At 59.7% G+C, this 14,703-nt stretch carries 25 protein-coding genes; 24 read left to right on the top strand and 1 reads right to left on the bottom strand.

Annotated elements, in window-relative coordinates:
- Nucleotides 1-138 precede the first annotated feature (138 nt).
- A complete protein-coding gene (locus C5J22_RS05200) occupies nt 139-432 on the bottom strand; it encodes a hypothetical protein (RefSeq protein ID WP_046605717.1) in 294 nt (97 codons plus the stop codon).
- Between the two features lie 484 nt (nt 433-916).
- Here C5J22_RS05200 and rpsL point away from each other — a divergent pair, with 484 nt between their 5' ends.
- The 24 genes from rpsL to rpmD all read left to right on the top strand — a co-directional run bounded on the left by rpsL (nt 917) and on the right by rpmD (nt 14,695).
- Nucleotides 917-1,288, top strand: coding sequence for a 30S ribosomal protein S12 (gene rpsL, locus C5J22_RS05205; protein ID WP_003547537.1), 372 nt, complete (start codon nt 917-919; stop codon nt 1,286-1,288).
- Between the two features lie 78 nt (nt 1,289-1,366).
- Complete coding sequence (rpsG, locus tag C5J22_RS05210) at nt 1,367-1,837, top strand: 30S ribosomal protein S7 (RefSeq protein ID WP_007755828.1); 471 nt, start codon at nt 1,367-1,369, stop codon at nt 1,835-1,837.
- A 33-nt stretch (nt 1,838-1,870) separates the two neighbouring features.
- The gene (gene fusA, locus C5J22_RS05215; RefSeq protein WP_105419445.1) at nt 1,871-3,970 is read left to right on the top strand and encodes an elongation factor G; all 2,100 of its coding nucleotides are present in this window, start codon (nt 1,871-1,873) and stop codon (nt 3,968-3,970) included.
- 66 nt (nt 3,971-4,036) lie between these two features.
- Nucleotides 4,037-5,212: an elongation factor Tu gene (gene tuf / locus C5J22_RS05220; RefSeq protein WP_105401075.1), complete on the top strand. Its 1,176-nt coding sequence runs from the start codon at nt 4,037-4,039 to the stop codon at nt 5,210-5,212.
- Between the two features lie 263 nt (nt 5,213-5,475).
- On the top strand, nt 5,476-5,784 hold the full coding sequence (gene rpsJ, locus C5J22_RS05225; RefSeq protein ID WP_003547547.1) for a 30S ribosomal protein S10: 309 nt from the start codon (nt 5,476-5,478) through the stop codon (nt 5,782-5,784).
- 37 nt (nt 5,785-5,821) lie between these two features.
- On the top strand, nt 5,822-6,463 hold the full coding sequence (gene rplC / locus C5J22_RS05230; protein WP_037084734.1) for a 50S ribosomal protein L3: 642 nt from the start codon (nt 5,822-5,824) through the stop codon (nt 6,461-6,463).
- Nucleotides 6,464-6,476: 13 nt separating this feature from the next.
- The gene (rplD, locus tag C5J22_RS05235) at nt 6,477-7,097 is read left to right on the top strand and encodes a 50S ribosomal protein L4 (RefSeq protein ID WP_037084733.1); all 621 of its coding nucleotides are present in this window, start codon (nt 6,477-6,479) and stop codon (nt 7,095-7,097) included.
- Nucleotides 7,094-7,387, top strand: coding sequence for a 50S ribosomal protein L23 (locus tag C5J22_RS05240; RefSeq protein WP_037084732.1), 294 nt, complete (start codon nt 7,094-7,096; stop codon nt 7,385-7,387). Before rplD ends, C5J22_RS05240 begins: the two co-directional genes overlap by 4 nt.
- Before the next feature lie 11 nt (nt 7,388-7,398).
- On the top strand, nt 7,399-8,235 hold the full coding sequence (gene rplB, locus C5J22_RS05245) for a 50S ribosomal protein L2 (protein WP_046636975.1): 837 nt from the start codon (nt 7,399-7,401) through the stop codon (nt 8,233-8,235).
- Nucleotides 8,236-8,250: 15 nt separating this feature from the next.
- A complete protein-coding gene (gene rpsS / locus C5J22_RS05250) occupies nt 8,251-8,529 on the top strand; it encodes a 30S ribosomal protein S19 (RefSeq protein ID WP_007770151.1) in 279 nt (92 codons plus the stop codon).
- Nucleotides 8,530-8,531: 2 nt separating this feature from the next.
- Nucleotides 8,532-8,921: a 50S ribosomal protein L22 gene (gene rplV, locus C5J22_RS05255; RefSeq protein WP_007770149.1), complete on the top strand. Its 390-nt coding sequence runs from the start codon at nt 8,532-8,534 to the stop codon at nt 8,919-8,921.
- Complete coding sequence (rpsC, locus tag C5J22_RS05260; RefSeq protein WP_007770147.1) at nt 8,921-9,661, top strand: 30S ribosomal protein S3; 741 nt, start codon at nt 8,921-8,923, stop codon at nt 9,659-9,661. Before rplV ends, rpsC begins: the two co-directional genes overlap by 1 nt.
- A 38-nt stretch (nt 9,662-9,699) precedes the next feature.
- Nucleotides 9,700-10,113, top strand: coding sequence for a 50S ribosomal protein L16 (gene rplP, locus C5J22_RS05265; RefSeq protein ID WP_007770145.1), 414 nt, complete (start codon nt 9,700-9,702; stop codon nt 10,111-10,113).
- A 12-nt stretch (nt 10,114-10,125) separates the two neighbouring features.
- Entirely contained in the window at nt 10,126-10,326 is a 201-nt protein-coding gene (rpmC, locus tag C5J22_RS05270; RefSeq protein WP_007770142.1) for a 50S ribosomal protein L29, read from the top strand.
- Nucleotides 10,327-10,337: 11 nt separating this feature from the next.
- Entirely contained in the window at nt 10,338-10,574 is a 237-nt protein-coding gene (rpsQ, locus tag C5J22_RS05275; RefSeq protein ID WP_038585841.1) for a 30S ribosomal protein S17, read from the top strand.
- Between the two features lie 235 nt (nt 10,575-10,809).
- A complete protein-coding gene (gene rplN, locus C5J22_RS05280) occupies nt 10,810-11,178 on the top strand; it encodes a 50S ribosomal protein L14 (RefSeq protein WP_007770138.1) in 369 nt (122 codons plus the stop codon).
- A gap of 12 nt (nt 11,179-11,190) precedes the next feature.
- Entirely contained in the window at nt 11,191-11,499 is a 309-nt protein-coding gene (rplX, locus tag C5J22_RS05285; RefSeq protein ID WP_105419443.1) for a 50S ribosomal protein L24, read from the top strand.
- Nucleotides 11,492-12,049 (top strand): 50S ribosomal protein L5, encoded by a 558-nt coding sequence (gene rplE, locus C5J22_RS05290; RefSeq protein ID WP_046605440.1) that lies wholly within the window; start codon nt 11,492-11,494, stop codon nt 12,047-12,049. The genes rplX and rplE overlap by 8 nt, the downstream gene beginning before the upstream one ends.
- A gap of 33 nt (nt 12,050-12,082) precedes the next feature.
- Nucleotides 12,083-12,388: a 30S ribosomal protein S14 gene (gene rpsN / locus C5J22_RS05295; protein ID WP_007770129.1), complete on the top strand. Its 306-nt coding sequence runs from the start codon at nt 12,083-12,085 to the stop codon at nt 12,386-12,388.
- A 12-nt stretch (nt 12,389-12,400) separates the two neighbouring features.
- Nucleotides 12,401-12,799 (top strand): 30S ribosomal protein S8, encoded by a 399-nt coding sequence (rpsH, locus tag C5J22_RS05300; RefSeq protein WP_038542158.1) that lies wholly within the window; start codon nt 12,401-12,403, stop codon nt 12,797-12,799.
- 43 nt (nt 12,800-12,842) lie between these two features.
- Complete coding sequence (gene rplF / locus C5J22_RS05305; protein ID WP_038585850.1) at nt 12,843-13,376, top strand: 50S ribosomal protein L6; 534 nt, start codon at nt 12,843-12,845, stop codon at nt 13,374-13,376.
- Between the two features lie 12 nt (nt 13,377-13,388).
- Nucleotides 13,389-13,751: a 50S ribosomal protein L18 gene (gene rplR, locus C5J22_RS05310; protein WP_037084721.1), complete on the top strand. Its 363-nt coding sequence runs from the start codon at nt 13,389-13,391 to the stop codon at nt 13,749-13,751.
- Nucleotides 13,752-13,901: 150 nt separating this feature from the next.
- On the top strand, nt 13,902-14,471 hold the full coding sequence (gene rpsE, locus C5J22_RS05315) for a 30S ribosomal protein S5 (protein ID WP_038542164.1): 570 nt from the start codon (nt 13,902-13,904) through the stop codon (nt 14,469-14,471).
- 11 nt (nt 14,472-14,482) lie between these two features.
- Nucleotides 14,483-14,695, top strand: coding sequence for a 50S ribosomal protein L30 (gene rpmD / locus C5J22_RS05320; protein ID WP_037084714.1), 213 nt, complete (start codon nt 14,483-14,485; stop codon nt 14,693-14,695).
- Nucleotides 14,696-14,703 lie beyond the last annotated feature (8 nt).

Below are 14,703 nucleotides of genomic sequence, written 5' to 3' on the forward strand. Positions count from 1 at the left end.
TTTGGTGAAGTGCTCAAAGACCGGGCGCGCAGCTCTACTGGTGAGGTGGGGAGGGACAAGCCGGGAGCGGAAGGACGGCATTCCTGCAGCCGCCGGCGGGAGGAGGCGAGGGCGGTCAGGCCTCTTCCAAGATCGAGACTACTCGAACCGGATGATCGCCACTTCGCCTTCGAGCGCGCCCTGGTAGGCCGAGGCGTGCGGTTCCTCGGTGGGTTCGTCGGTCAGGACCCCGATCTGGTCGAGGTCGGCCTCGATGAAGCCTTCTTCCGAGAGGGCGTTGAGCGCCTCGCGGACGGCGGAATCGTCGTCGGGCGCGCGCAGCATGATATGCAGCTCGATGCCTTCGGTGCCCTTCGTCTCATAGCCCTTGCCGATGATGATGAAGACCATCGGCCCGTCGAGGTTGTTGTCATTGTCGGGTGTGGCGATCATGGTCATCTCCGCGAGCGAATCCCTAGTATCGTCCGAAGACGAGGCGGAACGGAAGGTTCCCGCACTCTTTAGTGCGATCAGCGGTGATTCCCAAACATTATCCGCGAGGGTATCTCATATTTCTGGAAACCCTGTCCCGAAACCCTCCGTTTGGCCCCGAAACCAAGGGTTTGGGGCAATAATTTAGGATTTGGTCTTGACGGGCAGGGGGGAAAACAGTAAACGCCCCGCATCGGAAGCGATGTGAGGCTTGCCCGTTCGGAACGACTCGTTCCGGAGTACGCCTCAGACACGGTTCCATACGCACGTTGAAGACACGAATGCTGCACGCACGACGCATGAGGAATGCGTCCTCTGCTTTTTGTGGTCCATCCGAAAAGCGGATCGGGCCACGTTTTGCGCATGAGGAAATGTGTGTGCCGCCGCCGGAAACGGCATCAGATCGGCCCGAAAGGGTACTGAGAAAAACGTAAGGGATGGTTGAATGCCTACCGTAAACCAGCTGATCCGCAAGCCTCGCCAGGCGAACGTAAAGCGTAACAAGGTTCCTGCTCTGCAGGAAAACCCCCAGAAGCGCGGCGTTTGCACCCGCGTTTACACGACGACCCCGAAGAAGCCGAACTCGGCTCTGCGTAAGGTTGCCAAGATCCGCCTGACCAACGGCTTCGAAGTCATCGGCTATATCCCGGGTGAAGGCCACAACCTGCAGGAACACTCCGTCGTGATGATCCGCGGCGGCCGCGTCAAGGACTTGCCGGGCGTTCGCTACCACATCATCCGCGGCGTTCTCGACACCCAGGGCGTCAAGAACCGCAAGCAGCGCCGTTCCAAGTACGGCGCGAAGCGTCCGAAGTAATTCGGCATTCTGATTATCCGGCGCTGCGCGAGGTTCTCCGCGTGGTAAAGCGCCCGCAACAATTGAGAGACGAGAAGTATGTCCCGACGCCATAGTGCAGAGAAGCGTGAGATCAACCCGGACCCGAAGTTCGGCGATCTGGTCGTCACGAAGTTCATGAATGCGATCATGCTCCACGGCAAGAAGTCCGTAGCTGAAAACATCGTTTACGGCGCGTTCGACGTCGTGCAGGGCAAGGCCAAGGCCGACCCGCTGGGTATCTTCCATTCGGCGCTCGACAATGTCGCGCCGCATGTCGAAGTTCGTTCGCGCCGCGTTGGTGGTGCGACCTACCAGGTTCCGGTCGACGTTCGTCCTGAGCGCCGTCAGGCTCTCGCGATCCGTTGGGTGATCGCTGCTGCCCGCAAGCGCAACGAAACGACGATGGTCGATCGCCTTTCCGGTGAACTTATGGATGCTGCAAACAACCGTGGCAGCGCCGTCAAGAAGCGTGAAGACACGCACAAGATGGCCGACGCCAACCGCGCATTCTCGCATTACCGTTGGTAATCTTCACTCGATCGAATTTCGAAAGGCAGTCCTATGGCTCGCGAATATAAAATCGAAGACTACCGCAATTTCGGTATCATGGCGCATATCGACGCCGGCAAGACCACGACCACCGAGCGTATTCTTTATTACACCGGCAAGTCGCACAAGATCGGCGAAGTTCACGACGGCGCAGCCACGATGGACTGGATGGAGCAGGAGCAGGAGCGTGGCATCACGATCACTTCCGCTGCGACCACGACCTTCTGGAAGGGCCGCGACGGCAAGATGCGCCGCTTCAACATCATCGACACCCCCGGCCACGTCGACTTCACCATCGAAGTCGAACGTTCGCTGCGCGTGCTCGACGGTGCAGTTGCTCTTCTCGACGCCAATGCCGGCGTTGAGCCGCAGACGGAAACCGTCTGGCGTCAGGCCGACAAGTACAACGTCCCGCGCCTGATCTTCTGCAACAAGATGGACAAGACCGGCGCCGATTTCTATCGCTCGGTCGAGATGATCAAGACGCGCCTCGGCGCGACTGCGGTTGTCTGCCAGTTGCCGATCGGTGCCGAAACCGAGTTCAAGGGCATCGTCGACCTGATCGAGATGAACGCTCTCGTCTGGCGCGACGAATCGCTCGGCGCTATGTGGGACGTCGTCGAAATCCCGGAAGACCTGAAGGCTCGTGCCGAAGAATTCCGCGAAAAGATGATCGAAACGGTTGTCGACATCGACGAAGAAGCCATGGAAAACTATCTGAACGGCGTCATGCCGGACAACGATAAGATCCGTGCGCTCATCCGTCGCGGCACCATCGACGTCAAGTTCTTCCCGATGTTCTGCGGTTCTGCTTTCAAGAACAAGGGCGTTCAGCCGCTCCTCGACGCGGTTGTCGAATTCCTGCCGTCCCCGGCAGATATTCCGGCGATCAAGGGCATCGACGTCAAGACCGAAGCCGAAATCGACCGTCATCCCGATGACACCGAGCCGCTTTCCATGCTGGCGTTCAAGATCATGAACGACCCCTTCGTCGGTTCGCTGACCTTCTGCCGTATCTATTCGGGCAAGCTCGAAAAGGGTTCTGCACTGCTGAACACGGTCAAGGAAAAGCGCGAGCGCGTCGGCCGCATGCTGCAGATGCACTCGAACTCCCGTGAAGACATCGAAGAAGCCTTCGCTGGCGACATCGTCGCTCTCGCAGGCCTCAAGGAAACCACCACGGGCGACACGCTCTGCGATCCGCTGAAGCCGGTCATCCTCGAGCGCATGGAATTCCCCGAGCCGGTCATCCAGATCGCCATCGAGCCGAAGTCCAAGGGCGACCAGGAAAAGATGGGCCTCGCGCTCAACCGCCTGGCTGCTGAAGACCCGTCCTTCCGCGTCAAGACCGACGAGGAATCCGGCCAGACGATCATCGCCGGCATGGGTGAACTTCACCTCGACATTCTCGTCGACCGCATGCGTCGCGAGTTCAAGGTCGAAGCCACCGTCGGTGCTCCGCAGGTTGCTTACCGCGAAACCATCACGCGCAAGCACGAAGAAGACTACACGCACAAGAAGCAGTCCGGTGGTACCGGTCAGTTCGCGCGCGTCAAGATCGTCTTCGAACCGAACCCGGACGGCGACGACTTCAAGTTCGAGTCCAAGATCGTCGGTGGTTCTGTTCCGAAGGAATATATCCCGGGCGTCCAGAAGGGCATCGAAAGCGTTCTGTCTTCCGGCCCGCTGGCTGGCTTCCCGATGCTGGGCGTCAAGGCGACCCTCATCGACGGCGCCTTCCACGACGTCGACTCGTCGGTTCTGGCATTCGAAATCGCCTCCCGCGCCTGCTTCCGTGAAGCAGCCAAGAAGGCCGGTGCCCAGCTCCTCGAGCCGATGATGAAGGTCGAAGTCGTCACTCCGGAAGATTACGTCGGTGACGTCATCGGCGACCTGAACTCCCGCCGCGGTCAGATCCAGGGCCAGGAATCGCGCGGCATCGCCGTCGTGATCAACGCCCACGTGCCGCTCGCGAACATGTTCAAGTACGTCGACAACCTGCGCTCCATGTCCCAGGGCCGCGCGCAGTACTCGATGACCTTCGATCACTACGCACCGGTTCCGACCAACGTCGCAAACGAAATCCAGGCTAAGTACTCCGGTCAGAAGTGACCGGGGTAACCCGCCCAATCAATTAGAGAATAACCCCTGACGGGGATAAGAACGGAGAAGCCGGAAATGGCAAAGAGCAAGTTTGAGCGCAACAAGCCGCACGTCAACATTGGCACGATCGGTCACGTTGACCATGGCAAGACGTCGCTGACGGCCGCGATCACGAAGTACTTCGGCGAGTACAAGGCCTATGACCAGATCGACGCGGCTCCTGAAGAAAAGGCTCGCGGCATCACCATTTCGACGGCACACGTCGAATATGAGACGCCGGCCCGCCATTATGCCCACGTCGACTGCCCCGGCCACGCCGACTACGTCAAGAACATGATCACCGGTGCAGCGCAGATGGACGGCGCGATCCTGGTTTGCTCGGCAGCCGACGGCCCGATGCCGCAGACCCGCGAGCACATCCTGCTCGCCCGTCAGGTCGGCGTTCCGGCGATCGTCGTGTTCCTCAACAAGGTCGACCAGGTCGACGACGCCGAGCTTCTCGAACTCGTCGAGCTGGAAGTGCGCGAACTTCTGTCGTCCTACGACTTCCCGGGCGACGACATTCCGATCGTCAAGGGTTCGGCGCTGGCCGCTCTTGAAGATTCGGACAAGAAGATCGGCGAAGATTCGATCCGCGAGCTGATGGCCGCCGTCGACGCCTACATCCCGACGCCTGAACGTCCGATCAACATGCCGTTCCTGATGCCGATCGAAGACGTGTTCTCGATCTCGGGTCGTGGCACGGTCGTGACCGGCCGCGTCGAGCGCGGCATCGTCAAGGTCGGCGAAGAAGTCGAGATCGTCGGCATCCGCCCGACCTCGAAGACGACGGTGACCGGCGTTGAAATGTTCCGCAAGCTGCTCGACCAGGGCCAGGCCGGCGACAACATCGGCGCTCTGGTTCGCGGCGTGAACCGTGACGGCGTCGAGCGTGGCCAGATTCTCTGCAAGCCGGGTTCGGTCAAGCCGCACAAGAAGTTCATGGCTGAAGCCTACATCCTGACGAAGGAAGAAGGCGGCCGTCATACGCCGTTCTTCACCAACTACCGTCCGCAGTTCTACTTCCGTACGACGGACGTGACGGGCATCGTGTCGCTGCCGGAAGGCACGGAAATGGTCATGCCGGGCGACAACGTCACCGTTGAAGTCGAGCTGATCGTTCCGATCGCGATGGAAGAAAAGCTGCGCTTCGCGATCCGCGAAGGCGGCCGCACCGTCGGCGCCGGCATCGTCGCCTCGATCATCGAGTAAGTTTTAACGCAAGCGGCCCTGGCCGCTTGCGTATGACACAAAAATGTAGCAAATGGCGCGCGAGCGTGATTTGCCGTCTGCTTCGGGTTCGAGGCGGGCAATGAACAGACAAGGTGGGCCAAAGGCCCGAAGACTGGAAAGGGACGCCGTATTTCGGTGTCCCCTTCGATCTTTGAAACCGGTGGTCCGCCTTAAGGTTAAGAGAACAACCCGTGCCCTATTGGGTTGGCACGTGGATAAACAGACAACAAGGATAACGTCGAATGAACGGCCAAAATATCCGCATTCGCCTGAAGGCGTTCGATCACCGCATTCTCGACGCGTCGACGCGCGAGATCGTGTCGACGGCGAAGCGCACCGGCGCAAGCGTCCGGGGCCCCGTTCCGCTTCCGACCCGCATCGAGAAGTTTACGGTTAACAGGTCCCCCCACATCGACAAGAAGAGCCGCGAGCAGTTCGAGATGCGCACGCATAAGCGCCTTCTCGATATCGTTGACCCGACACCGCAGACGGTGGACGCGCTGATGAAGCTCGACCTCGCCGCTGGTGTCGATGTTGAGATCAAGCTCTGAGACTTCTGTCTCGGGCTGAGTGAGAAGGATTGAACCGATGCGTTCAGGTGTAATTGCACAGAAGGTGGGAATGACGCGCGTCTACAACGACGCAGGCGAGCATGTCCCTGTAACCGTATTGCGGTTGGAAAACTGCCAGGTCGTGGCTCAGCGCACCGTAGACAAGAATGGCTACACTGCCGTTCAGCTGGGTGCCGGCACTGCCAAGGTAAAGAACACGACCAAGGCGCTGCGCGGCCATTTCGCCGTTGCCGAAGTCGAGCCGAAGGCGAAGCTCGTCGAGTTTCGCGTTTCCGAAGACAATCTGATCGACGTCGGCACCGAGCTGACGGCAGGTCACTTCACGGCGGGTCAGCTGGTGGACGTCACCGGTACCTCGATCGGTAAGGGTTTCGCCGGCGCCATGAAGCGCCATAACTTCGGTGGTCTCCGCGCCACGCACGGTGTGTCCGTTTCGCACCGTTCGCATGGTTCGACTGGTAACAACCAGGATCCGGGCAAGGTCTGGAAGGGCAAGCGCATGGCTGGTCACATGGGCCAGACGCGTATCACCACCCAGAACCTCGAAGTCGTTTCCACCGACGAGAACCGTGGCCTGATCCTCGTCAAGGGTGCCGTTCCCGGCTCCAAGGGCGCTTGGATCGTCGTTCGCGATGCCGTCAAGTCGGCCGCGAAGTAAGGGAGCCAAGCACATGGAATTTAACGTCAAGACCCTCGAGGGAAAAGACGCCGGCAAGGTAGCCCTGTCGGACGAGATTTTCGGCCTCGATCCCCGCGAAGACATTCTGGCCCGTATGGTTCGTTGGCAGCTCGCCAAGAAGCAGCAGGGCACGCACAAGACCAAGGGTCGTGCTGAAGTCTCCCGCACCGGCGCCAAGATGTACAAGCAGAAGGGTACGGGCCGCGCTCGTCACCATTCGGCTCGCGCTCCGCAGTTCCGCGGCGGCGGCAAGGCTCACGGCCCGGTCGTTCGCAGCCACGAGCATGATCTTCCGAAGAAGGTTCGCGCACTGGCTCTCCGTCACGCCCTCTCTGCAAAGATGAAGGCTGAAGACATCATCATCGTCGACAACCTGGTTGCCGCCGAAGCAAAGACCAAGGCGCTTGCCGGTTCGTTCGCTTCGCTCGGCCTCACCAACGTGTTGTTCATCGGCGGCGTTGAGCTCGACAGCAACTTCAAGCTCGCAGCCCAGAACATCCCGAACGTCGATGTTCTGCCGGTTCAGGGCATCAATGTTTACGACATCCTGCGTCGCGGCAAGCTGGTGCTTTCCAAGGCCGCGGTGGAAGCTCTAGAGGAGCGTTTCAAGTGACCGACATCCGCCACTATGATGTGATCGTATCTCCCTCGATCACCGAAAAGTCGACCATGGCATCTGAACAGAACCAGGTCGTCTTCAACGTTGCCAAGACTGCTTCCAAGCCGGAAATCAAGGCTGCCGTAGAGGCGCTTTTCGGTGTGAAGGTCACGGCCGTCAACACGCTTGTCCGTAAGGGCAAGGTGAAGCGGTTCCGCGGCTTCATCGGCAAGCAGAAGGACGTCAAGAAGGCTGTCGTCACCCTGGCCGAAGGTCAGACGATCGACGTCTCCACCGGTCTCTGAGGTATAAGATAATGGCATTGAAAAGCTACAACCCGACGACCCCGAGCCAGCGTCAGCTGGTCATCGTCGACCGGTCCGGCCTCTGGAAGGGTAAGCCCGTCAAGAAGCTCACCGAGGGTCTCTCCAAGAGCGGCGGTCGCAACAACTACGGCCGCATCACCGCCCGCTTTATCGGCGGCGGTCACAAGCGTACCTATCGCCTGGTCGACTTCAAGCGTCGCAAGTTCGACGTCGAAGGTACGGTCGAGCGTCTGGAATACGACCCGAACCGTACGGCCTTCATCGCTCTCGTCACCTATACCGACGGTGAGCAGGCCTACATCCTGGCTCCGCAGCGTCTTGCTGCCGGCGACAAGGTGATCGCGTCCGAAAAGGCTGTCGACGTAAAGCCCGGCAACACCATGCCGCTGCAGTACATCCCGGTCGGCTCGATCGTTCACAACGTCGAAATGAAGCCGGGCAAGGGCGGCCAGATGGCTCGCTCCGCAGGCACCTACGTTCAGCTCGTCGGCCGCGATGCCGGCATGGCGATCCTGCGCCTGAATTCCGGCGAACAGCGCCTCGTACCGGGCTCCTGCCTGGCTTCGATCGGTGCTGTATCCAACCCGGATCACGGCAACATCAACGACGGCAAGGCCGGTCGTACCGTCTGGCGCGGCAAGCGTCCGCATAACCGCGGCGTCGTCATGAACCCGGTCGACCATCCGCACGGCGGTGGTGAAGGCCGCACCTCGGGTGGCCGTCATCCGGTCAGCCCCTGGGGCAAGCCGACCAAGGGCAAGCGCACACGTTCGAACAAGTCCACGGACAAGTTCATCATGCGTTCGCGCCACCAGCGCAAGAAGTAAGAGAGGAAGTCACTAATGGCTCGTTCAGTATGGAAAGGTCCGTTTGTTGACGGCTATCTTCTCAAGAAGGCTGAGAAGGTGCGCGAAGGCGGACGGAGTGAAGTAATCAAGATGTGGACCCGTCGGTCCACCATCCTGCCGCAGTTCGTTGGTTTGACGTTTGGCGTCTACAACGGCAGCAAGCACATTCCGGTCAGCGTCAACGAAGACATGGTCGGACACAAGTTCGGTGAATTCGCTCCCACCCGTACCTATTACGGTCACGGCGCGGACAAGAAGGCGAAGAGGAAGTAATCATGGCGAAGGCTAAGACCGAACGCCGGCTGAAGGATAACGAGGCGCAGGCAGTTGCGCGTACGCTCCGCGTCAGCCCCCAGAAGCTGAACCTCGTTGCCGCCATGATCCGCGGCAAGAAGGTAGAACGCGCGCTTGCAGAACTCGAATTCTCCCGCAAGCGCATCGCCGGCACCGTGAAGAAGACCCTCGAGTCTGCAATCGCCAATGCCGAAAACAACCATGACCTCGACGTCGACGCGTTGATCGTTTCGGAAGCCTATGTAGGCAAGTCGATCGTGATGAAGCGCTTCCACGCTCGCGGCCGCGGCCGTGCATCGCGGATCGAGAAGCCTTTCTCGCATCTGACGATCGTCGTTCGCGAAGTCGAGGAAAAAGGGGAGGCTGCATAATGGGCCAGAAAATTAATCCGATCGGTTTCCGCCTCGGCATTAACCGCACCTGGGACAGCCGTTGGTTCGCCGACAACGCGGAATACGGTCAGCTCCTCCATGAGGACCTGAAGATCCGCGCCTACCTGATGTCGGAACTGAAGCAGGCCGGTATCGCCAAGGTGGTCATCGAGCGTCCGCACAAGAAGTGCCGCGTCACGATCCACTCGGCTCGCCCGGGCCTGATCATCGGCAAGAAGGGCGCTGACATCGAGAAGCTTCGCAAGAAGATCGCGACGATGACCAATTCGGAAACGCATCTCAACATCGTTGAAGTGCGCAAGCCGGAAATCGACTCGACGCTCGTCGCCCAGTCGATCGCCCAGCAGCTCGAGCGTCGCGTGGCCTTCCGCCGTGCGATGAAGCGTGCCGTTCAGTCGGCCATGCGTCTCGGTGCCGAAGGCATCAAGATCACCTGCGCCGGCCGTCTCGGCGGTGCTGAAATCGCCCGTACCGAATGGTATCGCGAAGGTCGCGTTCCGCTTCATACGCTGCGTGCAGACATCGATTACGGTACGGCGGAAGCCGAAACCGCATTCGGCATCTGCGGTATCAAGGTCTGGATCTTCAAGGGCGAAATCCTTGAGCACGATCCGATGGCTTCTGAACGTCGCGCCATGGAAGGCGATGCCCAGGGTCCCGCAAGCCGCGAACGCGGCGATCGTGGTGACCGTGGCGATCGCCGCCGCGAAAACGCTTGATCAACGCTGGCGAAAGATAAGCTCGGAGAAGTAAGAAAATGTTGCAGCCAAAGCGTACCAAGTACCGCAAGCAGTTCAAGGGTCGCATCAAGGGTGTGGCCAAGGGCGGCTTCGACCTGGCCTTCGGTGAATTTGGTCTGAAGTCCCAGGAACCCAACCGCGTCAACGCCCGCGAGATCGAAGCGGCCCGCCGCGCGATCACCCGCGCGATGAAGCGCGCCGGCCGTGTCTGGATCCGCGTGTTCCCGGACGTTCCGGTCACCGCAAAGCCGACCGAAGTCCGCATGGGTAAGGGTAAGGGCGGCGTCGAATACTGGGCCTGCAAGGTCAAGCCCGGTCGCATGATGTTCGAGATCGACGGTGTTTCCGAGGAGCTCGCCCGCGAGGCGCTTCGTCTCGGTGCTGCCAAGCTCTCGGTCAAGACGCGCTTCGTACAGCGCATCGCAGAGTAAGGAGCAAGGCACATGAAAGCCGAAGACGTTCGCGGCCTCACGGCCGATCAGCTCAAGGACAAGCTCGCCGACCTGAAGAAGGAGCAGTTCAACCTGCGCTTCCAGAAGGCAACCGGCCAGCTCGAGAAGTCCTCGCGCATCACCGAAGTCCGCAAGGACATCGCCCGCGTGAAAACCATTGCCCGCCAGAAGGCGGCAGAAGCCAAGGCCTAAGGAAAAATAATATGCCGAAACGCATTCTGCAGGGCGTCGTAGTTTCCGACAAGAACGAGAAGACCGTTGTTGTCCGGGTCGAGCGCCGCTTCGCGCATCCGCTGCTTCAGAAGACGGTCCGCCGTTCCAAGAAGTACAAGGCGCATGACGAGAACAACCAGTACAAGGTAGGTGACGTCGTTTCCATCGAGGAATGCGCGCCGATCTCCAAGGACAAAACCTGGACGGTCATTTCCGCCCAGGCTTAATTTGCTTCGGATCCGCGTCTGGGCCTTGCGCCCGGCGCAGAATCCTGTAAGAAGCACCCCACTGGCGCAGGACGCTCGGAAACGAGCGTTCTTTTGCTTTGAGCGCAGGGAAGGTCCTTTTAAGGAAACCACCTTGGCAAGACCCCACCCGCGCACAACGAGATTCTGTCCATAAGCCGAAACGGGGCGTTTTTAACGCCCGGTCGTTTCGGTCATTAGAAAAAGGCGACCTGACATGATTCAGATGCAAACAAACCTCGACGTGGCGGATAATTCCGGCGCACGTCGTGTCATGTGCATCAAGGTGCTGGGCGGCTCCAAGCGCAAGTACGCTTCCATCGGCGACATCATTGTCGTTTCGATCAAGGAAGCCATCCCGCGCGGCCGCGTCAAGAAGGGTGACGTGATGAAGGCGGTTGTTGTGCGTACCGCCAAGGACATCCGTCGTCCGGACGGCAGCGTCATCCGCTTCGACAACAACGCAGCGGTCCTCATCGACAACAAGAAAGAGCCGATCGGCACCCGTATCTTCGGACCGGTTCCGCGCGAACTTCGCGCCAAGAACCATATGAAGATCATCTCGCTGGCTCCGGAAGTACTGTAAGGAGCTCATGCGATGAACAAGATCAAGAAGGGCGACAGCGTCGTCGTACTCGCCGGCAAGGACAAGGGCCGCTCCGGCGAAGTCCTCCAGGTTATGCCGAAGGAAGACCGCGCCGTCGTGCGTGGCATCAACATGGTGAAGCGCCACCAGCGTCAGTCTCAGACGCAGGAAGCCGGCATCATCAACAAGGAAGCGTCCATTCACCTGTCGAACATCGCGATCGTCGCGAAAGACGGCAAGCCGACCCGCGTTGGCTTCTCCGTCATCGACGGCAAGAAGGTGCGTGTAGCCAAGCGTACGGGAGATGTGATCGATGGCTGAGGCAAAGTATGAGCCGCGGCTCAAGGTGGAATACAATTCCCGTATCCGCGCCGCGCTGAAGGAACAGTTCTCCTTCGCAAACGACATGATGATCCCCAAGCTGGACAAGATCGTCATCAACATGGGTGTCGGCGAAGCGACGGCTGACTCGAAGAAGCCTTCCGTGGCTGCCGCCGACTTGGCCGCCATTGCCGGCCAGAAGCCGATCATCACCAAGGCACGGAATTCCATCGCGGGCTTCAAGGTTCGCGAATTCATGCCGATCGGTGCAAAGGTCACGCTTCGCGGCGCCCGCATGTACGAATTCATGGACCGTCTGATCAACATCGCGCTTCCGCGCGTTCGCGACTTTCGTGGCTTGAACCCGAAAAGCTTTGACGGCCGTGGCAACTTCGCCATGGGCATCAAGGAGCACATTGTGTTCCCAGAGATCAACTACGACAAGGTTGATCAGATGTGGGGCATGGACATCATCGTTTGCACGACGGCTACCAAGGACGACGAAGCACGGGCTCTCTTGAAAGAGTTCAACTTCCCGTTCCGCCAGTAACCGTAACGACGAGCGTTTAGAAGGAACTCCCATATGGCGAAAACCAGCGCAGTTGAAAAGAACAAGCGCCGCCGCAAGACAGTTGCCAACCAGGCCGCCAAGCGTGCGACCCTGAAGGCAACCATCATGAACCAGGAACTTTCGATCGAAGAACGTTTCAAGGCAACCCTGAAGCTCGCTTCTCTGCCGCGCGATGGCTCGAAGACGCGTATCCGCAACCGTTGCGAAGTCACCGGTCGCCCGCGCGCTTTCTATCGCAAGCTCAGGATGTCGCGTATCGCGCTTCGTGAGCTCGGCAATCTCGGCAAGGTGCCGGGCATCGTCAAGTCGAGCTGGTAAGGAGATCGTTAGATGACCATGACTGATCCCTTGGGCGATATGCTCACCCGTATCCGCAACGGCGCAGCCCGCCGCAAGTCGACCGTTTCCACGCCTGCTTCCAAGCTGCGTGCCCGCGTCCTCGACGTTCTGCAGGCTGAAGGCTATATCCGCGGTTATTCGGAAATCGACTTCGGTAACGGCAAGGCCGAGATCGAAATCGAACTCAAGTACTACGAAGGCGCGTCGGTGATCCGTGAGATCGGCCGCGTGTCCAAGCCGGGCCGCCGGGTCTATGTCTCGGTAAAGTCCATTCCGCAGGTCGCGAACGGCCTCGGCATCACCATCCTTTCGACTCCGAAGGGCGTGATGGCCGATCACCAGGCTCGCGAACAGAACGTTGGTGGTGAGGTTCTCTGCTCTGTCTTCTAAGACAGGGTAGGGGAACTCCATAGCGAACAGACAGGATTGAAACATGTCTCGTATCGGTAAAAAGCCCGTTCAGGTTCCTGCAGGGATCACGGCCACTGTTGATGGCCAGAAAGTGACTGCCAAGGGCCCGAAGGGTGAGCTTTTCTTCGTCGCAAACGACGAAATCAAGCTGGAACTCGAAAACAACGCTGTCTCGGTGACCCCGGTCAACGACAGCAAGGATGCTCGTTCGAAGTGGGGCATGTCCCGCACGATGATCGAAAACATCTTCAAGGGTGTGAAGGACGGTTTTGAGCGTAAGCTTGAAATCAACGGCGTTGGTTACCGCGCATCTCTGCAGGGCAAGAACCTGCAGCTGGCTCTCGGTTTTTCCCACGACGTGGTCTATCAGACCCCGGAAGGCATCACCATTGCCGTGCCGAAGCCGACGGAAATCATCGTCACCGGCATCAATAAGCAGCAGGTCGGTCAGGTTGCCGCGGAGATCCGTGAATACCGCGGTCCAGAGCCTTACAAGGGCAAAGGCGTCAAGTACGCTGAGGAACGGATCGTCCGCAAGGAAGGCAAGAAGAAGTAAGGACGACGGATCATGGCAACCAGAAAAGAAGCACTCACCAAGCGTGCGAGCCGTGTTCGCCGCCAGATCAAGAAGGTCGCAAACGGCCGTCCGCGTCTGTCGGTTCATCGCTCGTCCAAGAACATCTATGTCCAGGTCATCGACGACGTGGCCGGCCGCACGCTTGCTGCCGCCTCCACGCTCGACGCTGGTCTGCGCGCATCGCTGAAGACCGGCGCTGACGTTGCGGCTGCTGCCGCTGTCGGCAAGCTGGTTGCAGAACGCGCCACCAAGGCCGGCGTGACGGAAGTCGTGTTCGATCGCGGCGCCTTCATCTATCACGGCCGCATCAAGGCCCTGGCCGAAGCTGCCCGCGAAGGCGGCCTGAGCTTCTAAGAATTTTCGCCCGCATCCCTGAATAGGGGAGGCGGGCGAAATGCGGTTCGCCGCACTCATAAGTCGTTCCATCCTAGTCCTTCGTGGGCAGGGGATGGTTGGCTCCCGGAAATTGCCCATTGCACCCGGAAAAGAAAAAGGAAAAGAACAATGGCACAAGAAAGAAGAGGCCAGCGCGAAGATCGCCAGAGCCGCGAAGAGCGCGATAGCGAATTCGTAGACAAGCTGGTCGCGATCAACCGCGTCGCCAAGGTCGTCAAGGGCGGCCGTCGTTTTGGTTTTGCAGCTCTCGTCGTCGTCGGCGACCAGAAGGGCCGCGTCGGCTTCGGCCATGGCAAGGCACGCGAAGTGCCGGAAGCCATCCGCAAGGCGACCGAAAGCGCAAAGCGCGATCTGATCTTCGTTCCCCTGCGTGATGGCCGTACGCTGCATCACGATGTCAACGGCCGTCACGGCGCCGGCAAGGTTCTGCTGCGCTCGGCCAAGGCTGGTACCGGCATCATCGCCGGCGGCCCGATGCGCGCCGTATTCGAAACGCTCGGCGTCCACGACGTCGTTGCCAAGTCGACCGGTTCGTCGAACCCTTACAACATGGTTCGCGCCACGTTCGACGCCCTGAAGCATCAGGTGCATCCGAAGGACGTAGCAGCTCAGCGCGGCATCAAGTATGCAACGCTGCAGACTCGCCGCGCCGCTTCCGGCAATGCGCAGGAAGAATAAGGAGAGCGATAATGGCCAAGAAAGCCACTCAGGCAGAAGCCAAGAAGACGGTTACGGTCGAGCAGACCGGTAGCCCCATCCGCCGCCCGGCCGTGCAGCGTCAGACGCTGATCGGTCTCGGCCTCAACAAGATGCACCGGACCCGTACGTTGGAAGATACTCCTTCCGTTCGTGGCATGATCCGGGCTGTCCAGCATCTCGTTCGCGTCGTCGACGAGAAGTGAGACGGAGG

The sequence above is a fragment of the Neorhizobium sp. T25_13 genome (assembly GCF_002968675.1).
Lineage (GTDB): Bacteria > Pseudomonadota > Alphaproteobacteria > Rhizobiales > Rhizobiaceae > Neorhizobium > Neorhizobium tomejilense.

Excerpts from the sequence above, each read along its gene's own strand:
- C5J22_RS05200 (WP_046605717.1), bottom strand. The coding sequence starts at position 432 with ATGATCGCCACACCCGACAATGACAACAACCTCGACGGGCCGATGGTC.
- rpsC (WP_007770147.1), top strand. The coding sequence starts at position 8,921 with ATGGGCCAGAAAATTAATCCGATCGGTTTCCGCCTCGGCATTAACCGC.
- rplR (WP_037084721.1), top strand. The coding sequence starts at position 13,389 with ATGGCAACCAGAAAAGAAGCACTCACCAAGCGTGCGAGCCGTGTTCGC.
- rpsN (WP_007770129.1), top strand. The coding sequence starts at position 12,083 with ATGGCGAAAACCAGCGCAGTTGAAAAGAACAAGCGCCGCCGCAAGACA.
- rpsS (WP_007770151.1), top strand. The coding sequence starts at position 8,251 with ATGGCTCGTTCAGTATGGAAAGGTCCGTTTGTTGACGGCTATCTTCTC.
- rplX (WP_105419443.1), top strand. The coding sequence starts at position 11,191 with ATGAACAAGATCAAGAAGGGCGACAGCGTCGTCGTACTCGCCGGCAAG.
- rplD (WP_037084733.1), top strand. The coding sequence starts at position 6,477 with ATGGAATTTAACGTCAAGACCCTCGAGGGAAAAGACGCCGGCAAGGTA.
- rpsQ (WP_038585841.1), top strand. The coding sequence starts at position 10,338 with ATGCCGAAACGCATTCTGCAGGGCGTCGTAGTTTCCGACAAGAACGAG.
- rpmD (WP_037084714.1), top strand. The coding sequence starts at position 14,483 with ATGGCCAAGAAAGCCACTCAGGCAGAAGCCAAGAAGACGGTTACGGTC.
- rplV (WP_007770149.1), top strand. The coding sequence starts at position 8,532 with ATGGCGAAGGCTAAGACCGAACGCCGGCTGAAGGATAACGAGGCGCAG.
- rplF (WP_038585850.1), top strand. The coding sequence starts at position 12,843 with ATGTCTCGTATCGGTAAAAAGCCCGTTCAGGTTCCTGCAGGGATCACG.
- rpsL (WP_003547537.1), top strand. The coding sequence starts at position 917 with ATGCCTACCGTAAACCAGCTGATCCGCAAGCCTCGCCAGGCGAACGTA.
- rpsJ (WP_003547547.1), top strand. The coding sequence starts at position 5,476 with ATGAACGGCCAAAATATCCGCATTCGCCTGAAGGCGTTCGATCACCGC.
- rpsE (WP_038542164.1), top strand. The coding sequence starts at position 13,902 with ATGGCACAAGAAAGAAGAGGCCAGCGCGAAGATCGCCAGAGCCGCGAA.
- rplN (WP_007770138.1), top strand. The coding sequence starts at position 10,810 with ATGATTCAGATGCAAACAAACCTCGACGTGGCGGATAATTCCGGCGCA.
- rpmC (WP_007770142.1), top strand. The coding sequence starts at position 10,126 with ATGAAAGCCGAAGACGTTCGCGGCCTCACGGCCGATCAGCTCAAGGAC.
- rplE (WP_046605440.1), top strand. The coding sequence starts at position 11,492 with ATGGCTGAGGCAAAGTATGAGCCGCGGCTCAAGGTGGAATACAATTCC.
- rplB (WP_046636975.1), top strand. The coding sequence starts at position 7,399 with ATGGCATTGAAAAGCTACAACCCGACGACCCCGAGCCAGCGTCAGCTG.
- rplC (WP_037084734.1), top strand. The coding sequence starts at position 5,822 with ATGCGTTCAGGTGTAATTGCACAGAAGGTGGGAATGACGCGCGTCTAC.
- rplP (WP_007770145.1), top strand. The coding sequence starts at position 9,700 with ATGTTGCAGCCAAAGCGTACCAAGTACCGCAAGCAGTTCAAGGGTCGC.
- fusA (WP_105419445.1), top strand. The coding sequence starts at position 1,871 with ATGGCTCGCGAATATAAAATCGAAGACTACCGCAATTTCGGTATCATG.
- rpsH (WP_038542158.1), top strand. The coding sequence starts at position 12,401 with ATGACCATGACTGATCCCTTGGGCGATATGCTCACCCGTATCCGCAAC.
- tuf (WP_105401075.1), top strand. The coding sequence starts at position 4,037 with ATGGCAAAGAGCAAGTTTGAGCGCAACAAGCCGCACGTCAACATTGGC.
- rpsG (WP_007755828.1), top strand. The coding sequence starts at position 1,367 with ATGTCCCGACGCCATAGTGCAGAGAAGCGTGAGATCAACCCGGACCCG.